Source organism: Arthrobacter sp. BG5, from assembly GCF_056680155.1.
Genome location: NZ_CM155268.1, coordinates 456577 through 476764, shown reverse-complemented (window position 1 = coordinate 476764; position 20188 = coordinate 456577). Strand labels below are relative to the sequence as shown.

At 69.5% G+C, this 20188-nt stretch carries 15 protein-coding genes and 1 pseudogene; 8 read left to right on the top strand and 8 right to left on the bottom strand.

Annotated elements, in window-relative coordinates:
* Window positions 1-22: 22 nt before the first annotated feature.
* Complete coding sequence (locus AC1MBE_RS02115) at window positions 23-2434, bottom strand: alpha/beta fold hydrolase (protein WP_479780526.1); 2412 nt, start codon at window positions 2432-2434, stop codon at window positions 23-25.
* Between the two features lie 70 nt (window positions 2435-2504).
* On the opposite strand from AC1MBE_RS02115, the gene AC1MBE_RS02110 reads away from it, so the two are divergent.
* Together AC1MBE_RS02110 and AC1MBE_RS02105 are read left to right on the top strand one after the other, a co-directional pair.
* Entirely contained in the window at window positions 2505-3137 is a 633-nt protein-coding gene (locus AC1MBE_RS02110) for a TetR/AcrR family transcriptional regulator (RefSeq protein WP_479780524.1), read from the top strand.
* 26 nt (window positions 3138-3163) lie between these two features.
* The gene (locus AC1MBE_RS02105) at window positions 3164-4021 is read left to right on the top strand and encodes a 3-hydroxyacyl-CoA dehydrogenase (RefSeq protein WP_479780523.1); all 858 of its coding nucleotides are present in this window, start codon (window positions 3164-3166) and stop codon (window positions 4019-4021) included.
* Window positions 4022-4118: 97 nt separating this feature from the next.
* Here the strand turns inward: AC1MBE_RS02105 and AC1MBE_RS02100 are convergent, their stop codons facing one another.
* Window positions 4119-6275 (bottom strand): transglycosylase domain-containing protein, encoded by a 2157-nt coding sequence (locus AC1MBE_RS02100; protein ID WP_479780521.1) that lies wholly within the window; start codon window positions 6273-6275, stop codon window positions 4119-4121.
* 222 nt (window positions 6276-6497) lie between these two features.
* On the opposite strand from AC1MBE_RS02100, the gene AC1MBE_RS02095 reads away from it, so the two are divergent.
* Together AC1MBE_RS02095 and AC1MBE_RS02090 are read left to right on the top strand one after the other, a co-directional pair.
* Window positions 6498-7517: an LLM class flavin-dependent oxidoreductase gene (locus AC1MBE_RS02095; RefSeq protein ID WP_479780519.1), complete on the top strand. Its 1020-nt coding sequence runs from the start codon at window positions 6498-6500 to the stop codon at window positions 7515-7517.
* A gap of 47 nt (window positions 7518-7564) precedes the next feature.
* Window positions 7565-8512 carry a 5'-3' exonuclease gene (locus AC1MBE_RS02090; protein ID WP_479780517.1) on the top strand — a complete coding sequence of 316 codons (948 nt, stop codon included), beginning with the start codon at window positions 7565-7567 and terminating at the stop codon, window positions 8510-8512.
* 160 nt (window positions 8513-8672) lie between these two features.
* Here AC1MBE_RS02090 and AC1MBE_RS02085 read toward each other — a convergent pair.
* A pseudogene (locus AC1MBE_RS02085) lies at window positions 8673-10445 on the bottom strand (HNH endonuclease signature motif containing protein).
* Window positions 10446-10935: 490 nt separating this feature from the next.
* On the opposite strand from AC1MBE_RS02085, the gene AC1MBE_RS02080 reads away from it, so the two are divergent.
* Window positions 10936-11661, top strand: coding sequence for a dienelactone hydrolase family protein (locus AC1MBE_RS02080; protein WP_479780516.1), 726 nt, complete (start codon window positions 10936-10938; stop codon window positions 11659-11661).
* Complete coding sequence (locus tag AC1MBE_RS02075) at window positions 11658-12329, top strand: hypothetical protein (RefSeq protein ID WP_479780514.1); 672 nt, start codon at window positions 11658-11660, stop codon at window positions 12327-12329. The genes AC1MBE_RS02080 and AC1MBE_RS02075 overlap by 4 nt, the downstream gene beginning before the upstream one ends.
* Here AC1MBE_RS02075 and AC1MBE_RS02070 read toward each other — a convergent pair.
* Together AC1MBE_RS02070 and AC1MBE_RS02065 are read right to left on the bottom strand one after the other, a co-directional pair.
* Window positions 12315-13895, bottom strand: coding sequence for an AAA family ATPase (locus AC1MBE_RS02070; protein ID WP_479780512.1), 1581 nt, complete (start codon window positions 13893-13895; stop codon window positions 12315-12317). The two genes, AC1MBE_RS02075 and AC1MBE_RS02070, sit on opposite strands and share 15 nt — an antisense overlap.
* A 38-nt stretch (window positions 13896-13933) precedes the next feature.
* On the bottom strand, window positions 13934-15346 hold the full coding sequence (locus tag AC1MBE_RS02065) for an aminotransferase-like domain-containing protein (protein WP_479780510.1): 1413 nt from the start codon (window positions 15344-15346) through the stop codon (window positions 13934-13936).
* Here AC1MBE_RS02065 and AC1MBE_RS02060 point away from each other — a divergent pair.
* Together AC1MBE_RS02060 and AC1MBE_RS02055 are read left to right on the top strand one after the other, a co-directional pair.
* Entirely contained in the window at window positions 15345-16316 is a 972-nt protein-coding gene (locus AC1MBE_RS02060; protein ID WP_479780508.1) for a DMT family transporter, read from the top strand. The two genes, AC1MBE_RS02065 and AC1MBE_RS02060, sit on opposite strands and share 2 nt — an antisense overlap.
* Window positions 16317-16371: 55 nt before the next feature.
* Window positions 16372-17016, top strand: coding sequence for an FMN-binding negative transcriptional regulator (locus AC1MBE_RS02055; RefSeq protein ID WP_479780506.1), 645 nt, complete (start codon window positions 16372-16374; stop codon window positions 17014-17016).
* Window positions 17017-17059: 43 nt separating this feature from the next.
* Here AC1MBE_RS02055 and AC1MBE_RS02050 read toward each other — a convergent pair whose 3' ends face one another.
* The 3 genes from AC1MBE_RS02050 to AC1MBE_RS02040 all read right to left on the bottom strand — a co-directional run bounded on the left by AC1MBE_RS02050 (window position 17060) and on the right by AC1MBE_RS02040 (window position 20034).
* Window positions 17060-18094 (bottom strand): Gfo/Idh/MocA family protein, encoded by a 1035-nt coding sequence (locus tag AC1MBE_RS02050; RefSeq protein WP_479780504.1) that lies wholly within the window; start codon window positions 18092-18094, stop codon window positions 17060-17062.
* Between the two features lie 73 nt (window positions 18095-18167).
* Window positions 18168-18842 (bottom strand): hypothetical protein, encoded by a 675-nt coding sequence (locus AC1MBE_RS02045; RefSeq protein ID WP_479780503.1) that lies wholly within the window; start codon window positions 18840-18842, stop codon window positions 18168-18170.
* Entirely contained in the window at window positions 18820-20034 is a 1215-nt protein-coding gene (locus tag AC1MBE_RS02040; protein WP_479780501.1) for an MFS transporter, read from the bottom strand. The genes AC1MBE_RS02045 and AC1MBE_RS02040 overlap by 23 nt, the downstream gene beginning before the upstream one ends.
* Between the last annotated feature and the right edge of the window lie 154 nt (window positions 20035-20188).

Sequence of the window (20188 nt, the reverse complement as noted above, 5' to 3'; positions counted from 1 at the left end):
CGGGCCCCCCGAAAAGTAGCCCTCAGCGAACCGCCGTCCGCGGCCCCGCCGGGACCCGGGACAGGAAGCCCCCAACCACCTCGGCGAACTCGTCGGGGCGTTCGATCTGCGGCATGTGCCCCGTCTTCGCAAAGACATGCGCCTGGGCATGCGGCAACGCCGCCGTTGCCGCCGCCAGATGGCTGTGCGGAAGGATGTGGTCGTGGTCGCCCCACACCACCAGCGTGGGGATGCCCAACTGCCCCACGGACCCGAGGAGGTTGCTGCGCCATTCGGCCCTGACCCCGGAAATGGTTCCCAGGTCGCGGGCGACGTCAACGAGCGTTTGCCGGTGGGCGGCCCGTTGCGACAGGGCAAAAGCATGGCCGATGCGCGCGTCGGTCACCAGTGTTTTGTCGTAGAAGAGCGACTGGACGGTGCGGCGGGATGCCGTCGGATCGGGGCGCAGGAGCAGTGCCGCGAGCGGCCTGACCGCAAGCAGGCGCAGCACCATCGCAACCTCTTTGCCGAACCCCGCACTGTTGGCCAGAACCAGCGCGGAAACGCGGTGCGGGTGGTCGGCGGCCAGCTTCATGGCGACGGCGCCGCCGAGCGAGTTGCCCATCACGGGCAGCGGCCCGTGCACACCCACGGCGTCGAGGAAGGCGGGCAGCGACCCCGCCAGTGTGGCCAGGGTTGTCGGCCCGGTGAGCCGGTCGGAGTACGCGAAGCCGGGCAGGTCCACGCTAATGACGGTGTGCCGCGCTGCGAGCCGCTCGTGCTGCTCGTTCCAGTCCTCGAGGCTCTGGCCGATGCCGTGCAGGAGCAGCACCGGCTCCCCGCTGCCGGTCTTCCGGTAGCGCAGGCGGGTGCCGCCGACGTCGACGTGCCCGGAGCCGGGAAGCGAGAGGGGGTCCGGAGCCGCCAACGTCGTGCCCCGTCCTGACGCCCGCACCCGCTGCCCGCGCCGCCCGAACCGGACGTGGTCGGTGAGCCGGCCGGCCCTGAGCAGGGCGAAGTCGCGCAGGTAGTTCTGGTGCAGCCGCCAGGGCGAGCCGGCGCCCTGCCGGGGCAGCCGGTCGGCGTCGCGCAGGATGTAGCCGGCCTTCAGGTCGATCAGGGACGTCAGCGCGGCATCGGCGACGCCGGCGGGAGCCGCCGGCGCTACCCACTGCAGGTTCCGGCGGTCCAGGTGCTTCAGCAGCCGGCAGATGTAGCCTGCCACCAGATCCGCCTTCAGGGTCCAGGAAGCGTTGGTGTAGCCAATCGTGAGCGCAAAGTTGGGCACGCCGTCGAGCATCATTCCTTTGTATGTAAGGGTCTTGCCGACGTCCACGGGCTCGCCGTCCACGGTGAGGCTCATTCCGCCGATCACGAGCAGGTTCAGTCCGGTTGCCGTGACGATCACGTCGGCCGGGATCGATGTGCCCGAGGCCAGGTCAATGCCGTGCGGGGTGATCCGCGAGATGGTGTCGGTCACGATGTCGGCAGTGCCTGCGCTGATGGCGCGGTAAAGATCCCCGTTGGGGATCGCGCAGAGCCGCTGGTCCCAGGGCTCATAGGACGGTGCCAGGTGGGTGTCCACCGCGAAGCCCGCCGGCAGTTTGGCGACGGCTGACTTGCGGAGGATGGCCTTCATGGTTTCCGGCCGGCGCCGGCTGAGCTGGTAGGTAAACATCGAGAAGAGAATGTTCTTGGCCCGCACGACGTCGTATGCCAGTTGGGCGGGCAGCTTGCCGCGGAGCCGGTCGGCCAGGTGGTCCCGGGACGGCACCGGCGCGATGTAGGTGGGGGAGCGCTGGAGCATGGTGACCTTGGCCGCCGACGTCGCCATGGACGGCACGAGGGTCACCGCAGTGGCCCCGCTGCCGACGACGACCACCTGTTTCCCCTCGTAATCGAGGTCGGCGGGCCAGTGCTGCGGGTGGACGATCGTTCCCGCGAAGCTGTCGGCCCCTTCGATGGCCGGGGTGAACCCCTCGTCGTAGCGGTAGTAGCCGGAGCACACGGACAGGAACGAGCAGGTGAAGGTCACCGTCGCATCCGGATCGGATACCGCAGCGTCCTGCCGGTATTCGCCGTCGGCGGTGGTGACGGCCGTAACCGTCCACAGCGCGGTGTCGCTGGACCAGTCGGCCGAGATGACCCGGTGGTGCAGCCGGATCCGCGGCGCGAGGCCCTCGTCCGCGACGGTCGCCTCGACGTATTCGCGGATCGAATCGCCGTCGGCGATGGCCTTGGCTCCGGCCCAGGGCCGGAACGAGTAGCCGAGCGTGTACATGTCGCTGTCGGAGCGGATGCCCGGGTACCGGAAGAGATCCCAGGTGCCTCCGACCGCCCCGCGGGACTCCAGGATCTTGAAACTTTTTCCGGGGAGTTCGCGCTGCAGCCGGGCCGCAAAACCGACGCCGCTCAGCCCTGCTCCGACAATCAACACATCCACGTGTTCGCTCATGTGGCCAAACTATCGACTTAGGGTTGAGAGAGTCAACACGGTGTTGAGAAAGCGGGTTAGGATGGGGCGCATGGCTCAAAGGGGACGACGCACCGCACGGGTTTCGGGGGATGAACGCCAGGACGCGATCCTCATTACCACCGGGGCCCTCCTGGGCGAGCGCGCCTTCGACGAGATCTCCATTGAGGAGCTGGCCCGGGGCGCCGGCATCTCGCGCCCCACCTTCTACTTCTACTTCTCCTCCAAGGACGACGTGCTGCTGGCCCTGCTGGACCGTGTGATCACGGAGGTGGAGCACCGGGTCGGTGAGCTGCCGCGGGATTTCGAAAGTGACCCCGCGGGGGCCTGGACCCGGTCGATCGGAGTGTTCGTCGAAGTGTTCGTGGCCCACCGCGGCGTCGCCACCGCCGCCATCGCAGCAAGGGCCCGCAACAATGAGGTGCGCGCGCTCTGGTCCAAGTCGATGGAGTCATGGGTCGACTTCTCCAGCGACGTGATCCGCGCCGAACAGGCCCGGGGGGCCGCCCCGGAAGGGATCGACGCCCACGACCTGGCGGTGAGCCTCAACCTGATGAACGAGCGGGTGATCACCGCGGTCCTGAACCAGGAGAGCCCCGCCATCGCGGAATCCCGCGCCCTGGACGTGTTGTCAACCATCTGGATCCGCAGCATCTACGGGTCCGTCAACCCCGGCCGCGGGTAACGCCCGCGCCCAAAGGAAGGACTCCCATGCCCGCAATCAAGACGGTGACCGTGCTCGGCACCGGAGTGCTTGGCTCGCAGATCGCCTACCAGGCCGCCTTCCACGGCTTCGCTGTCACCGCTTATGACCTCGACGACGACGCCCTCAAGCAGGCGCGGGCACGCTTCGCCCGGCTCGCCGGCATCTACCGGGCGGCGAACATTGCCGGCGCCCCGGAGGGCACGGCCGAGTCAGCCCTCGGCAACCTCCGCCTCACCGCCGACCTCGCGGACGCCGTCGCCGACGCCGACCTGGTGATCGAGGCCGTTCCCGAACTGCTCGAGCTCAAGCGCGACGTCTACCGCAAGCTCGCGGAGCTGGCCCCGGCCAGGACCATCTTCGCCACGAACTCCTCCACCCTGCTGCCAAGCGACCTCAAGGAGTCCACCGGACGACCCGACCGCTTCCTCGCCATCCATTACGCCAACAACATCTGGGCGCAGAACATCGCCGAGGTAATGGGCACCGGCGACACCGACGCGGCCGTGTTCGACGCCGTCGTCGAATTCGCGCGAAACAGCGGGCTGGAACCGATCGAAATCAAGAAGGAAAAGTCCGGCTACGTCCTGAACTCCCTGCTGGTCCCGCTGCTGAACGCGGCGGCCGGGCTCCTGCTGCAGGGCGTCGCCAGCCCGGAAACGATCGACAAGACGTGGCGCATCGCCACCGGAGCGCCCAGCGGTCCGTTCCAAATCTTCGACGTCGTTGGCCTGGCCACCGCTTACAACATCGCCGCGTCCTCGCCGGACGCCGGGTCGCAGGCGTTCGCCCGGTACCTGAAGGAGCACTACATCGACAAGGGCAAGCTCGGCGTCGCCGCGGGCGAGGGCTTCTACACGTACTGAGTCAGCCCGGTCGACTCGCGGTTTGTACGGCGCTTAGGCCCCCGGTGCGGCACGCGGCGGCTTGGTTCTGAGGCGAGGGGGCCCTGGTCTGGTTTGGTCAGGACTTGGGCTGCTTCGTCATGGTCTTGGGCGGCGGCGGAAACGGTGCGGCGGGGTAGAGCCGGGCCACCTGCTGCATGTACTTCGCCCACTGCGGGCCGGCCAGCATGTAACCGTCGATGTTCCGATAGAACTTGCCGTTAATGGTGACGTTCTGGCCTGGCCGCTTCTGGCCGCCGAGGGTGTCGCCGAAGAAGGAGGCGGTGGCAAGGCCGGTGGTGTAGCCGACCACCCAGGTCGCCCCGTTGTTATTGGAGGTGCCCGTCTTGGCCGCAACCGGCACCCGGTCCTGGACCTTGGGTTCGATGTAAATTCCGGAGCCGCGTTTCAGCACGTCCTGGAGCACAGCGTTCACGCCCCGGGCGACCTGCGGCTTGACCGCGCTGCGGCAGTTGCCGGCCTGGGCCGGCAACTCCCGTCCGGCCGCATCGGTCACGGCCGTGATGGCAATGGGGGCGCAATACTTGCCGTCCGCGGCGAAGGTGGCAAACGCGTTGGCCAGGTGGAGTGGGGCCACGCCGATGGCACCGAGCAGGTTGCCCAGCTGGTGCATGTTCACCCGGGCGTTGTCCACGCCGCTGTGGAGGCCCACGGCGTCCACCATTTTCTGGATCCCGCAGAAGTCCAGCTGGGCGGCCTCAGCGAAAGTCGCCGTGTTGATGGAGTTGTAGAGCCCGTAGTTGACCGGCATTTTGCGGTAGTAACCCAGGTCGTTGTTCTGCAGATCGTCAGCGGCGCCCAGGGCCCTCTCCGCCGAGTTGTAGGCCCCAAGGACCTTGCCGCAGCTGGACTTCCACGGGAAGTCCAGCGGGTATTTCCGCCTGGAAGCGTCCACCTCGGCGACCATGGACTTGCCCTCATTGAGCCACTCCGCGAAAGTGAACGGTTTCATCGTGGACCCTGGCTGGAACCCACCGGCGCCGTTCAGGTCCTTGCCGTTGGCGTCCTTGGCGTCGACGTTGAAGTTCAGCTGGGTGTCGAACTTCCCGCGGGCGGGAAGGAACACGGTGTTTTGCGCCATGGCGAGGATCTTGCCCGAGCCCGGCCTGATGGTCACCAGCGACGCACCCCACTTGTCCGGGTTGGCACCCGCCGTGGCGTCGACCTGTGCCTGCGCGACCGCCTGCAGCCTGCTGTCCAGTGTGGTGGTGATGGTCAGGCCGCCGCGGTACAACCTCTTTTCCCGGTCCGTGGCGTCGGCGCCGTACGCCGCGTTGTTGAGGATCAGGTGGGAGACGTAGTCGCAGAAGTACGGCGCCATCTCCGCCACGGAGCAGCCCTGCTTTGCAGTCGCGATCTTGAGCTTGACGCCGCTGGCGACGGCGGCGTCGTGGGCAGCTTTGGTGATCTTTTTCTCGCTGAGCATCTTGTCCAGGACCTGGTTGCGCCGCGTGATGGAGTTGTCCGGGTGGACGGCGGGGTCGTAGAAGCTGGGGCTGTTGACCAGCCCGGCGAGCAGGGCGGCCTGCGGCAGGGTGAGGTTTTTGGCGGTGGTGCTGAAGAAGTGCCGGGCCGCGGCCTCAATGCCGTAGGCGTCCCGGTTGAAGAACACGATGTTGAGATAGCCCTCGAGGATTTGGTCCTTGGTGTACTTCTTCTCCAGCTCGAGGGCGAGCTTCATCTCGCGAACCTTGTCGCCGATGCTCTTCTGCCCGCTGAGGATGACCTGGTTGCTCCGGTCCGCCGACAACAGGGACTCATTGATTACGTTCGTGACGTACTGCTGGGTCAGGGTGGAGGCGCCTTGCCTGCCGCCGCCGGTCAGGTTGGAGGTGAGAGCCCGGAGAATTCCTTGCGGGTCGACGCCGGCATGCCCGTAAAAGCGGCTGTCCTCGATGGCGATGATCGCGTCCTTGATGTACGGGGACATCTGGTCCAGCCGGACCCTGACCCGGTTTTCCGCGAAGAAGGTGGCGATCAGTTTCCCGTCGGCGCTCAGCACTTTTGTTGACTGCGACGGCGGGCTGACGGTCAGTTCGCCCGGGAGGTTGTTGAAGAAGGTGATGGATCTGCTGACGGCGACGCCCGCGGCCGCGACGCCGGGGACCAGCAGACTGGCAGCCAGAACACCGCAGAAGGCGCTCACTGCCAAGAACCCGAGGACCCTCCGCAGGGCCGCGGCCAGCCGGGATCCGGTTCTTCTTTTCGGCGCCATTTTCTATCCAGCTATCAGGCTTAAAAACTGAGCCCAGAATACGCCGGGACTCCGCCGAGGGACCAGTGCCGGAGTGCCTTGCTGCCGGGTCCAGGTGCGGGTCCCCGCTGCGGGGTTCTGAGGCGCGGCCTTGGCCGGCGAGGCTCCCAGGGAGGTGCGCCCTGGCCGGCGAGGCTCCGGCCAGCTTCCGGCAGACTGCTCCCTGTGAGAGTGTGAGTTCTGATGAAACGGATCGGCTTTCTCTCCTTCGGCCACTGGGGTGACGTCCCCGGCTCCCGCGTGCGCACCGCACGGGAGGCCCTCCTGCAGGCGATTGACCTGGCCGTGGCCGCGGAGGAAGTCGGCGTCGACGGAGCTTTCTTCCGCGTCCACCACTTCGCCGAGCAGCAGGCCTCGCCGTTCCCGCTGCTCGCCGCCATTGCCGCCCGCACCTCCCGCATCGAGCTTGGCACCGGGGTCATCGACATGCGCTACGAAAACCCGCTCTATATGGCTGAGGAGGCGGCCGCCGTCGACCTCATCAGCGGCGGCAGGCTGCAGTTGGGGATCAGCCGTGGGTCGCCCGAAGCGGTGCTGGCCGGGTACGAGGCTTTCGGCTATCGTCCGGCCCAGGGCGAGTCCGACGCTGACCTGGCTCGGCGGCACACGGAGCGCTTCCGGAACGCCATCTCCGGCGCCGGCCTTGCCGGCCCCAATCCGCAGTTTGGCGGGAACGCCGAACCGGTCCCGATCCAGCCGCGCTCGGCAACGCTCCCGGAGCGGATCTGGTGGGGTGCCGGCAGCCGGGCCACCGCGCGGTGGACAGGACAGCAGGGCATGAACCTGATGTCCTCCACCCTGTTGACGGAGGACACCGGAATTCCCTTCGACCAGCTGCAGGCGGAGCAGATTGCCGGCTTCCGGGAGGCGTTGAGGGCGGCCGGTCACGCGCACACCCCGCGGGTGTCCGTTTCGCGCAGCATCATTCCCTTGACCGACGACGAATCGCGGCGCTACTTCGGGCTGCGTGCCCAGGCGGATGCCCGGGACCAGGTGGGATACCTCGACGGCGGGTTGGCCCGGTTCGGGCGCAGCTACATCGGCGAACCCGGACAGCTGGTGCGGGAGCTCGCCCGGGACGCTGCCGTGGCCGCGGCGGACACCCTGCTCGTCACCGTCCCGAACCAGCTTGGCGTGGACTTCAATGTCCGGCTGCTCGAGGCGATTTCCTGTGAGCTGCGCCCCGCCCTGGGCTGGGACTGACGCGTACCTCCGGCTGACATGGGCATTTATCCGTGCAAGGATCGGCTATGCCCCAGCGACTGATGCTGCTTGATACCGCGTCGTTGTATTTCCGTGCTTTTTACGGCGTCCCGGACACGATCCGTCGCGCCGACGGCACACCGGTGAACGCCGTTCGCGGCCTGCTCGACATGATCGCGCGGCTCACCACCGACTATCACGCGACGCATCTCATCGCGTGCTGGGACGATGATTGGCGTCCGCAGTGGCGGGTCGAGCGGCTCCCGGGCTATAAGTTGCATCGGGTCGCCGAGGCAGTATCGGGCGGTCCCGACGTCGAGGTAGTGCCGGATGCGCTGACCGCACAGATCCCCATGATCCGCAGGGTGCTCGGTCTGGCGGGCATCGCCGTCGTCGGAGCTGCCGAACACGAGGCCGACGACGTCGTCGGCACGTACGCCAGCCACGCCAGCCACGCCGGGCACCCGGTGGACGTGGTGACGGGGGACCGCGACCTCTTCCAGGTCGTCGACGACGCCCGGCAGGTGCGGGTGATCTACACCGCGCGGGGCATGAGGAACCTCGAAGTGGTGACCGACGCGGTCATCGTCGGTAAGTACCGGGTGCTGCCCGAACAGTACGCCGATTACGCGACGCTTCGCGGTGACAGCTCCGACGGGCTGCCCGGAGTGGCCGGCATCGGTGACAAGACCGCCGCCTCGCTGCTTGCCGAATACGGCACGCTTGGCGGCCTGCTCACCGCAGCGGCCGACGCGGGCAGCGGGCTGTCATCGTCCGTCCGCGCCAAACTTGAGGCAGCCACGGACTATCTCTCGGTCGCGCCCGACGTCGTCAAGGTCGTGCGGGACCTCAAATTGCCGACGCTCCAAGAGGCGGGTGCGCAACTGCAGCCCGTCGCTGGCGATGCCCGGGCCGAGCTTGAGGCTCTTGCCGCCGAGTGGAACCTGGGCGGCTCGGTCAAACGACTCCTCGAAGCGTTCGAGCTGTACCGTTGACTTTTCCTCACCGGAACGTGGCTCAGTGGCACCCAGCGTCCCGGCCGCTGTCCGCGAGAGCAGCTTGACCGCCCCGTGGCGAGGTTGGCTGTCCCAGATGGCGACGGCCGGGAAGCCTCCGCAGCCCGGGTGGCCGCCGCCGCGATTACTCTGCCGCGGGTTACGCTGCCGCGACCAAGTTCCAGTCCGGAAAGGCGTCTTCGGCTGGTTCGTCCCGGGCGGTGAAGTGGTACCAGTCCGGGAACGGGTCCGGGGGCAGGTCCGGGTCGGGATGGCCGCCGGCGTCCGGGAACGGGTCCGGGGGCAGGTCCGGGTCGGGATGGCCGCCGGCGTCCGGGAACGGGTCCGGGGGCAGGTCCGGGTCGGGGTAGCCGCCGGCGTCCGGGGGCATGGCTTGGTTCAGCTCCGCTGGGGTCGTGGTGTTGCCCGGGGGCGGGGTGTTGTCGGTGAGGGGGAAGTTGTTGGGCCAGTGGGGTGGTTCCCAGTCTTGTTGTTCGCTGGCGTAGGTGCGGCCTGTCGGGGACACCCATCCGGGCGGGCTGGTGGTGGTGGCGGGGGTGGGGGTCCATGCGGTGGTGTGTTTGAGGCCGTGGTGTTTTCGGCAGGGCTGGCCCAGGTTGGTGATCCCGGTGGTTCCGCCGTCGGCCCAGGCCAGGAGGTGGTCCGCGTCGTTGTCCAGGGACGGGTTGTTGCAGCCCGGGAACGGGCACTTCCCGTCCCTCAGCCGGAGTCATTGCCGCATCGTTTTGGGGAGCCGGTAGCTGGTCCGGCCGATTTCCAACGGCGCCCCGTCGCGCGGGTCGGTCAGGACCCGGTAGAACGACCCGGCCCCCTCGGCGACCAGGCGGCGGGCCATCGAGGGCGGGATCGGACCGTACCCGTCCAGCATCGCCGCCTCCCCGGTCACGCCGAGCAGGGACAGGACCGGGACGGTGACGAGGACCTGCGCCCGCGGCACCGGCACACACCCGGACAAGCCAACACCCACGCTGGTTGCCCCGTCGCCGGTGCCGGTGACGGTGGCGCTGCCGGTGCCAGCGCCCGTGCCGGGCGCCGCGCCGGTGCCGTCCCCGCCGGCGCCGGGGCCCGTGCTGGCGGCGGGGAGGTTGTTGGTCAGGAGCAGGCCCGCGGCGACGTCGGCGCGGAGCTGGGTCAGGGTCCGGGCCTCGGCCGGGCCCTGCAGCGCCCGGGCCGCCGTCGTGGCCCGTTCCCAGATCCCCGCAGCCGTGTGCGCGGGCAGGTACGCGTGCAACCAGGCCATGCCGTCCCGGTCCGGGTTGAACTCGACCCGCCGGTCCGCCGCGCTCTTCACGTGGCGTGTTTCGAGGCTGACCGGGTGGTGGCGTTCGCGCCAGGTGCGTGCTTTCGCCCGGAACCGGCCCGGCACGAGCTCCCCGGCCGGGCAGCCGCGGGCGGGGTCGGGTGCGTCCGGGTCCAGGAAATGGGCTTCCAGGGCGGCGGCGCCGGCCGGGTCCAGGTTCGCGGCCTCGTCAACCATGATCCGGGCGTGCTGCCACGACAGCTCACCGGCCTGGAGCGCCGTCAGGGTCAGCGGCAGCACCTCCGTCAGGGCCAGGGAATCGGAGATCAGCGCCCCGGCGCTGCGTTCGCTGACCGTCAACACACACGCGATTTCCGCGACCGTTGACCTCTCCTGGACCGTAGCGTCCTGCAGGTTCGCCGCCGGCCCCGCCAGGGCCTCGGAGGAGCGCACATACCCGGCGGTCAGCAAACCCTTCACCGCCGCGAGCCGGGACTCAGCCCGGGCCACCTCCGCCAACCCGTCCAGGCACGCGTCCGCCACCTCACGCAACGGATCAGCCGAATCACCGGCACCGACGCCCTCCAGCAGGGCAGCCAGCGCGGCAGAAGACGCCGCGACGGCCGCCGCCGCCGCACCGATCCCCGCACTCAAAGCCACCCCGCTTTTCATACCCACAGCCTAAACGCGGCCACCGACAAAAAACCGAACCAACGTCGGCGGTCCCGGGCGCACCCACAAGCACCGCAAACACCGTAATCACTGCAAACAATGCGCAACAAACAAGCAGGCGCAGCACCGGCGCGGGCAAGAAGAGCCAGTGGAGCACCGGGCGCAGCGCCGGGCACGGCAACGGCAACGCCGTCGGCCGCCACCGCCGCCGCACCGGTCCCCGCACTTAATGCCGCCCCGCTTTTCATACCCCAAGACTAGAAGCGGCCACCGACATTTATTGAGGTGCTGGAACCCAGCAGACAAGCCTGTCCGGGGCCATGGGTATTCCGCCCGCAAGTAAGGCCGGTTCCAACAACTACCACGGCCTTGAAACCAGTCGGCCCATTCATATACTCACGACTGCGTCCCATGGATCTTCCGTGCTCGGGGCACAACTGGTAAGCCGTAATTCACATCGGGACCGATTCGAACCTTCCGGGAGCCCCTCATGGCCGAGACGTGCATTGCCACCGAACGCGGGAAAATGCCTGTTTACATCGCTATACCGGCCGGTGCCGGGCCCTGGCCGGGCGTCGTCGTCATCCATGACGCGCTTGGCTTGAGCCGGGACACCCGGGGGCAGGCCGACTGGCTGGCCGGCGAAGGGTTCCTCGCGGTGGCGCCGAATCTGTTCTACTGGGGCAGCAGAGCAGCCTGCCTGTGGTCGCTCATCCGGGGCTGGCGGCCGCTGGGCGACCTGGATCTCACCCGGGCATGGCTCGCGGCACGCGGCGACTGCACGGGCCGCGTCGGAGTGATCGGCTTCTGCATGGGCGGGGGCTTCGCCCTTATGCTCGCCCCGGATCATGACTTCGCTGCGGCCAGCGTGAACTACGGCGGACTCGACGACGCCACAGCGCGCGCGATACCGCGTGCGTGTCCGATCGTAGCGAGCTATGGCGCTGAGGACCGCTGGCCGGGAGTGCGCAACGTGCCGGCACGTCTGGAACCGCTGCTGACGGCCGCCGGCATAGCCCACGACATCAAGGTGTACCCGGGCGCCGGACACGGATTCCTGAACCAGCACCGTGAATCGGATCTGACCTTCGGGGATAAGCTGCTCGCGAAATTGGCCGCGGCCGGCTATCACGAGCCCTCGGCCGAGGACGCCCGCAGTCGGATCCTTGCGTTCTTTCGGAAGCACCTCAGCCCTGAAGGGGAGAACCAACGATGAAGAAGACCAAAGCGGGGCGACGCGCCATGGCTGGAGGGGCTGCCGCCGGCATCGCCGCCTACCTGGCATTTGCGCGGCCGCGCCTGCTGCGTGCCGGCGCCGCGGACGACGAAGTTCAGGGACCTTACCCGGGAGCCGGAATCGTTCCGGACGGCGTCCGTAGCGCGACCATGGCTGTGACGATTGATGCACCCCGCTCACGGGTGTGGCCCTGGCTGGTACAGATGGGGACTGACCGGGCCGGCTGGTACAGCTGGGATCGTCTGGATAACTTCGGGCACCGCAGCGCCAGGACAATTCATCCGGAATGGCAGGACATCGCCGTGGGGGACCGGCTGGCGGCGAAACCGGACGGCAGCCAGTGGTGGGAGGTCGCGGCGCTGGATACCGAGCGGTTTCTGGGTCTACGCATGTCACTTGATCTGCGCGGACGTCCGTTCGACCCGGCGGGGCAAAGGCCGCGGCACTTCACCGACTCGCTCTGGGGTTTCGAGCTGAAAGGCACCGCTGACGGGCGCACCCGGGTCGTCGTCAGCGGGTACTGGTCGTTCCGGCCGCAATGGCTTCAGCCCCTGCTGAGTGCGCTCCTGCTGGAGCCCTCGCACTGGGTCATGCAGACCCGCCAGTTCTCAAACCTGAAACACCTCGCCGGATCAGAAAGCGACTGAGCCGCCACCGCCGACCGGCCCGACGCCCCCGAAGCCGCCACCGCCGGCCGGCCCGGCGCCCCCGGAGCCGCTACCGCCGGCCGGCCCGACGCCCCCGAAGTCTCCGCCAACCGGTCCTCCGCCCCCGAGGCTGCCCCCAGCGCCGCCACCGCCGGAGCCGAAACCACCGCCGGAGCCGAAGCCAGCGCCGCCCCCGCCGCTGCCGAGCAAACTGCGCGTAAGCGCCTCGCCGTCGGCCATCAGGTCCTCCACGGCAGCCAAAAGGTGGCCGTCCGCGACCTGCACGCCCTCCAGGGCGGCGGCGACGACGGCGCGCCGGACCAGTTCGCGGGCGAACGAAGCGGTGGTGCCCTGGGTGCGGCCCGCTGCCTCCTCAAGTGCGGCCGTACCGAAGGGAATCCCGCGTGAATACAGTTTGAGCAGCGCCACCCGCTCCGGCTGGGCGGGCAGCGGAATCTCCACCGCCAGGTCAACCCGCCCGGGGCGCTGCGCGAGGGCGCGCTCCAGCATGTCCACCCGGTTGGTGGTGAGGACGAACGCGACGTCCGCATCACTGGCCAGGCCGTCCATCGCGTCGAGCACCTCGAAGAGCAGCGGCTGCGGTCCGTGCCCGAAGCTCCGGTCCTCGGCAATGAGATCACAGTCCTCCAGCACGACGATGGACGGCTGTAGCGCCCTCGCCATGGTGGCCGCCTCGGAGATCCGGGCAAGCGATCCGCCGGACAACAGGATGGCGGTGGCACCTTCGCTGCGGCTCAGCAGATAACGCACGGTGTGGGTTTTTCCGGTGCCGGGCCGCCCGTACAGGAGGATCCCGCGTTTGAGGTGCTGCCCATACCGGTTGAGGGTGTCCCGGTGCTCCGCAATGCCCAGGGCGTGGTCCGACACCTTCTGCAGCAGGCCGTCCGGCAGGATGACCTCGGACGCGGCCAGCGCCGGCCGGGCGTGGAAGGTCACGCCCGCCGCGCTGGGGCCGTACTCGCCCATGACCAGGGAGATCACCTGCCCCTTCAGGATGCTGTGGTGCTGCATCCGGCGTCGGAACTCGGCGAGGAAGCTGGCGGCAGCCTCGGTGTCGCCGGCCAGGACTTCAAGGGACGCTGTTTGCCGGCCGTAGCGGGGGTTGGCGTCACGCTGCAGCACCGCGATCGGACGGCCGCCGTGGTGGAACAGCCACAACCCCAGCGCCACGGCCTGCCGCAGCTCGTCCGGGCCCACCGCCAGGTTGGCGTAGTCGGGCTGGGCCAGCGGGAACTGCGGAAAGACCTGCGCCTGCTGCAGCATGTCACTCAGGGAATGATGGTGGCGCTGGTCGCCGCCGCCGATGCCCACCAGCCGGTGCTCCGGGTCCTCGCCCGCCAGCCCCGCCATCTGGATGTCGGCATCCACGAACCGGTGCGGCGGGATCTGCTCCACCACTACGGCCACCGTCCCGGCCGGCACGCCCAGGTGTTCATTCAGCGTCGTCAGCAGCTGCGTCCCGGCCGGCACCCGGTGCTGCCCTGCCTGGGCCAGCTGCACCAGCTGCGCGAAATCGTCGATGAACTTCCCCAAATTCTCATCCATGCGCAGACCCTACCAGCCTGTCGGAACCGCGCCGCCGGCTACCGGCCGTTGCGGTCGATCGCTTGGCCCAGAATGCGTGCCCCCTCCGGGAAGGATCCCGGGTTGGGCCCGGCGTAATTGAGCCGGATGAAGGGGCCCGCGGGTTCGGCCGGAAACCATTCCGTACCGGCGGCAATCAGCAACCCTGCGCGCTCGCAGTCGGCGCTGAGCTGGTCGACGTCGGTCCCGTCGGGCAGGCGGGCCCAAAGATTCAGCCCGCCCTTCGGCACCAGGGTCAGGTGGGCCTGCGGGGCGTGCTCGCGCAGGCCCGTGATCAGCAGGTCGCGGCGCGACTGGAGCTGGTGCCGGACGCTGCGCAGGTGCGTCTGCCAGGCGGGCTGGGTGACGACATCAAGGGCTGCGGCCTGCAGCAGGCCGCTGACGTACATCGACTCCGCCCCGCGGTCCGCGAGGATGCGTTCCCTCGCCGGACCGCGCGCGATTACCGCGGCAACCCGGATGGCCGGCGACACGCTCTTCGTCAGGGTCCGCAGGTACACCACGTGGCCGGAGTCGTCCCGGGCGGCGACGGGGGAGGGGTCCGAGGTGATGCCGAAGTCATGGGCCCAGTCATCCTCCACGAGGAACGCACCGTGCCGGCGCACAATCTCCAGGACTTCTGCGCCGCGCCGGAGCGTCCACTGCGCCCCGGTGGGGTTGGCATAGTTGGCCTGCGCGTAGAACAGCCGCGCCCCGGTTTCCTCGAAGGCGCGGTCCAACTCGTCCGGGTCCGGGCCGTCCGGGCCGCTCGGAACGGGGACGACGCGCACGCCGGCCTGGGCGGCGGCGAGAATGGCGCCCCAGTAGCTGGGGGACTCCATCAGCAGCGGCTGACCGCTGCCCACCAGCGCCCGGAAGATCGAGCTGAGCCCGCTTTGGCTTCCCGGCAGTACGACGACGTCGCTCGCCGCCGGCGGGGTGACGCCGGCCGCCGTCGAGGTGCCCAGCTCGTGCGCGAACCAGGATTGCAGCTCCGGGAGCCCTGCTCCCGGAGCGCGGGACAGCGCCGCCTCGCCCCTCGCTGCCCTGGTCAGCGCCGCCCGGACCAGCCGCTCGGGCAACAGCTCGCGGGACGGGTAGCCGGAGTGCAGGGCGATCACGTCGTTCGACGCGTTGCGCATGGCGGTCGACGCCGAACGCAGCGGTGCGTGCGGCGTCCGCAGGGCCGCCGTCTGCCAGCCGTAGTCCGAGGGCCGCGCCGTCGGAACCGCCCGCACGAAGGTCCCGACGCCGGGCCGGCTCTCGATGAGGCCCTGCGTGGTGAGAGCCTGCAGGGCTTTTTGCACCGTGACGGGACTGGCTTGGTGCTCAGCCACCAGCGACCGCGTGGACGGCAGCTGCGATCCGGGCGCGGCCCGTGCAATCCAGTCCCGCAACTGGTCGACGATCCGGGAACTGCTATCGTAGTTCATGAGACCCAATAGTAGCGCTACTGTCAGTTTCCGCCCGGTGATACCGCCCCTCCTCGCCGGGGGCAGGCCCGGCGGCCATTCCGGCCGGCCGGGCGGCGGCCTCTGGTGGGGCCTCCTCGGTGTGGCTGCTTTCTCCTTCACCGTTCCCTTTACCCGGGTCGCCGTAGCCGGGCTGTCGCCGCTGTTCATCGGCTCCGGCCGGGCGGTCCTGGCCGCAGTCCTCGCGGCCCTCGCCCTCACGCTCACCCGGCAGCGCTTCCCGGTGGGGCCGCAATGGGCCCGGCTTGCCGTGGTCGGCGGCGGCATCGTCGTTGGCTTTCCGCTGCTCACCTCCTTCGCCCTCACCAGCGCCCCGGCCAGCCACGGCGCCGTTGTGATCGCCCTGCTCCCGGCGGCCACCGCAACCGCCGCCGTTCTGCGCGGCCATGAGCGTCCGCCCAGGGCTTTTTGGCTCGCCGCGGCTGCCGGCGCAGCCGCGGCCATCGGGTTTGCCTTCGCGCGGCCGGGCGGCTTCGGGCAGCCGCAGTGGGCGGACCTGCTGCTTCTCGGCGCCGTCGCCGCCGCAGCCGTCGGCTATGCCGAGGGCGGGCTGCTTGCCCGCGAGCTCGGCGCCTGGCAGACCGTGTCTTGGGCGCTGGTTATCGCGGCGCCGCTGATGTGCGTCCTGGCCGGAGTAGCGGTGGCCCAGCAGCCGCCGTCGGGCACGCCGGCGCAATGGGCCGCCTTCGCCTATCTCGGCGTCGTCAGCATGTTCCTCGGATTCTTCGCCTGGTACCGCGGCCTCGCGATCGGCCCCATGACCCGGGTCAGCCAGATCCAGCTCATCCAGCCCGTGCTGAGCATCGCCTGGGCGGCGCTGCTCCTCGGCGAACCGATGACGCAGACCACCCTGCTGGGCGGCGCCGCGGTTATCGCCTGCGCCGGCCTCGCGGTCCGCGCCCGGCTGAAGCCGGCACCCGAACAGCCCTGACGCTTCCAGTTCCCTGCTTCCCGCACCTCACCTCAACCCTACGCAAAGGACCCCCATGTACATCCCAGCGCACTTCGCGGCCGGCCCCGGCGCCGTCCAGGACCTCCTTGCCGCCCCGGCGGCCGCGAACCTTGTCACGACGACCGCAAACGGCATGCTCGCGTCCCTGCTGCCGCTGCTCTACGACCCTTCCGGTGGCGAGCACGGCACGCTGCAGGGCCACCTGGCGCGGAACAACACGCAGTGGTCCGAACCCGCGATCGGCGAGGCGCTGGCCATCATGCAGAGTGCCGATGCGTATATTTCCCCGTCCTGGTACGCCTCCAAGGCCGAACACGGACGCGTCGTCCCTACCTGGAACTACTCCACGGCGCATGTCTACGGCACGCTGGTGATCCACGACGACCGGGCCTGGCTTGCCGGCCATGTCAGGCGGCTGACGGAGCTCAACGAACGCCGTTCGGAGCAGCCCTGGTCCGTCGATGACGCGCCGGAGCGCTACATCGCCGGCCAGATGCGCGCCATCGTCGGCGTCGAGCTGCGGATCAGCAGGATCGAAGCGAAAACCAAACTCAGCCAAAACCGCCCGGACCGGGACATCGACGGCGTCGTGGCCGGGCTCGAGGCGAGTGGGAAGCAAGCCAGTGCGGACGACGTCGAACGCGCCCGCCCGGAGAGGTGCCCGGCCACGGGACAGTAGGCCGGGCCAGTAGGCGGCAGCCGGCGGTCCCATGCCGATCCCGCTAGCGGGCGTCGCTGGGGTAGCTGAGCCCGATCTGGCTTCGGACCGCGTCCAGCGCCGCCATGACCTGCACGCTCTCGCGCGGGGACAGGATGTCGTTGGCGACGGCACCGGCGGCAATGAGCCGCTCGGTTTCCCACGCCTGGTACTGCATGCCGCGGCCGGTGACCGGCTCGTCGAACCGCTCAAGGACGTTGCCGCCGTCGTCGTAGCGGGTGAAGCCGGTGGGCGTGTACCAAACCGGGTCGATTTCGATGCTGCCTTCGGTCCCGATCACCGCGGCGCGGTTGGGCCCGGCGGTGTCCAGGGCGCAGTGCAGCACTGCCTGCCCGCCGTCCCCGTATTCGAAGATCATGGCGGTCTGGCGGTCGACGCCGGTGGCCGTCATGCTGGCAGCGGCCTGGATCCGCACCGGCGCCCCGAACACGTCAAAGGCGAAAGACACGGGGTAGATCCCCAGGTCCAGGAGAGCGCCGCCGCCCAGCGCGGGGTCGTTAAGCCGGTGTTCCGGGTCTTTGGGCAGGTTCTGGTTGTGGTCCGCGATCACGGTCCGGACCTCGCCCAGGGCGCCCGCAGCGATCAGTTCCCGGATCCGGACCATGTGCGGCAGGTAGCGGGTCCACATCGCCTCGAGGGCCACCAGGCCCTTGGACGCGGCGAGGTCCACGATCTCCTGCGCCTGCCACGCGTTCATGGCGAACGGCTTTTCCACCAGCACGTGTTTGCCGGCGTTCAGGGCCAGCAGCGCGTTCTCATAGTGGAAGGGGTGCGGCGAGGAGATGTAGACAACGTCGACGTTGGGGTCGGCCACCAGCGCTTCGTAGCTTCCGTGCGCCGCGGGCAGTTGGAATTTGCCGGCAAAGTCGCGGGCCGTGTCCGGGTTGCGGGAGCCCACCGCCTGGACCGTGAAGCCGTGCTCCAGCAGGTCCGAGGTCTGCAGTGCGGCAATAAAGCCGGTGCCGAGGATTCCCCAGCGGATGCCGCTTCCCGGGCCTTCGGGGCGATCGGGGGAGGCGGTGGTGGGGGTGTCTGACATCGTGGGGTCCCTTCGGCCAAGCGCAGATGGTGTGTGCCGGCGGCAGCGGCGCTGGTCCCAGCGACATCGCAGGTTACTGCCGGCGTGTTGTTGACCGTACCGTATGGGCGCCGGTTTGGTGCAGAGCGTCACCGCCGGAGTAACCGCCTCTGCGGGCTGGCGGGAAAAGCGGCCGGCATGTGGGGCAGGAACCGGCGCCCACGGGGGCGCCGTCGTCGGGAGCCAGGGCTGCCCGTTCAAGATCCAGGCGCAAGCGCAGCGCCCAGCCCAGCAAGGCCAGGAACGCCAGTGAGACGGCCGGCTGGATCACGGCATCCAGCACTGCAGGGGCCGCCCAGCTGAACAGATAGGCGAGGAGGCTGTCCGGACCGGGGGAGGTGCCCAGCGCCAGCCCGGCGAGTCCGAGTACCGGCCACCGGGTGTCGCACAGCGTGGCCTCTGCGCCGATCGGGGCCCGGACATAGCTGCCGACGATGAGGCCGGCCAGCAGCGACCCCGCGGCGATCGCCGGGACGGACCACCACGCGGCCCAGGCGGCACCGGTCCAGGCCGCGGCTGCCCCGGTGAGGCCGTTCGCCGCGACAAGGGCCGCCGCGGCGGCAACGGCGGTGATCCCGGCAGCCACCATCCGTGGGCGCTGCCAGCCGCGCAGCGAACGCCAGTCCCGGCGCAGCCACGCCAGCCTGGCCGAATGTCCCAACCCGCCGTCGCCGGCCGGCTGGTGCTCAGCCCTGGTGTGCCGCGGCATGTTGGTCCGCCTTTCCCCAGGTCCGGACGGCGGTCCAGCCGATGACGACGGCAACCAGCACGATGGCCAGGAAGCCGAGCCCGGAATAGCCGGCCGCGGCAAGGACCGGACCGGCAAGGGCTCCGCCGAGGGCCCCGGCGGCGTTCATGCCCAGGTCGGACACGCCCTGGATGGCCGGCCGGTCCTGCCCGGAGACGGACTCGGCCACCATGGCGGAGCCGGCGACCACCGAGGCGGACCAGCCCAGGCCCAGCAGGATGAGGCTGACCGTCACGGCCGTGCGGGAATCCGCGGCGAAACCAGCGATCAGGAGGGAGGCCAGCAGCATCGCCTGGCCCAGCAGCACCACGGGCAGCCGTCCGGCCTTGTCGGCAAGCCAGCCGAAGACGGGGGAGAGTGCGTACATTCCGGCGATGTGCAGGCTGATGGTGAAGCCCACGATCGTCAGGCTTGCGCCGTGCTCGCGCAGATGGATCGGGGTCATGGACATCAGCGCCACCATCGTGGCGTGGCTGAGTGCCACCACGACGACGGCGTACCGGGCCCGGGCGTTGAGGCGAAGGATCGTCAGTCCGGACTGCGGCGGGGCGGTTTCCCCTGGCCGGTCTCCGGTTTTCAGCGCCTCCAGCAACGGGTCCGGCCGGAGTCCGGCCAGGTACACGGCGGCTGCGGCGAGCTGGGCGGCGACTGAAAAAGCAAAAGCCCCGGTCATGGGCGGCAGGCCGAGGGCTGCGCCGACGGTTTCCCCGGGACCGAAGAGATTGGGGCCCAGCACGGCCCCGATGGTGGTGGACCAGACGACCACGGAGAGGTCGCGGGCACGGGAACCGGGCAGGGCAAGGTCGGTGGCGGCAAAGCGGGCCTGCAGGTTCACGGCGGATCCCGAGCCCAGCATCATCAGCCCCAGCAGGAGCAACGGGAAGACCGCGAGCGCTGCGGAGCTGATCGCGATGACCGCGCCGGCACCGGCGATGAGGGCTCCGGTGGACAGCGACACCCGGCGTCCCCGGGCGAGCGCGAGCCGGGCCAAAGGTATCGCGGCGAGAGCCGCGCCGAGGGTACTCATGGTCGCGGCCGTGCCGGCCCAGGCCGGCGAGCCGGACAGCTGGGCCGCCAGCAGTGAACCGAGGGACAGGGTTGCGCCCATGCCGATGCCGCCCAGTATCTGGCCGCCGACCAGCACGGAGAGCACCTTCCGCTGCGAAGCGCGGCTAGGAAGGTGCTCCCGTACGGGCGCGGGCCGGAGCGGCATCATCGCCCGGCGGGGCGCAGGCACTGCGGCACCCCGGCCGGTCGAGGAGGGATCACTTGCAGGTGCAGCGCTGTTCGGCGGGCACGTTGGCCAT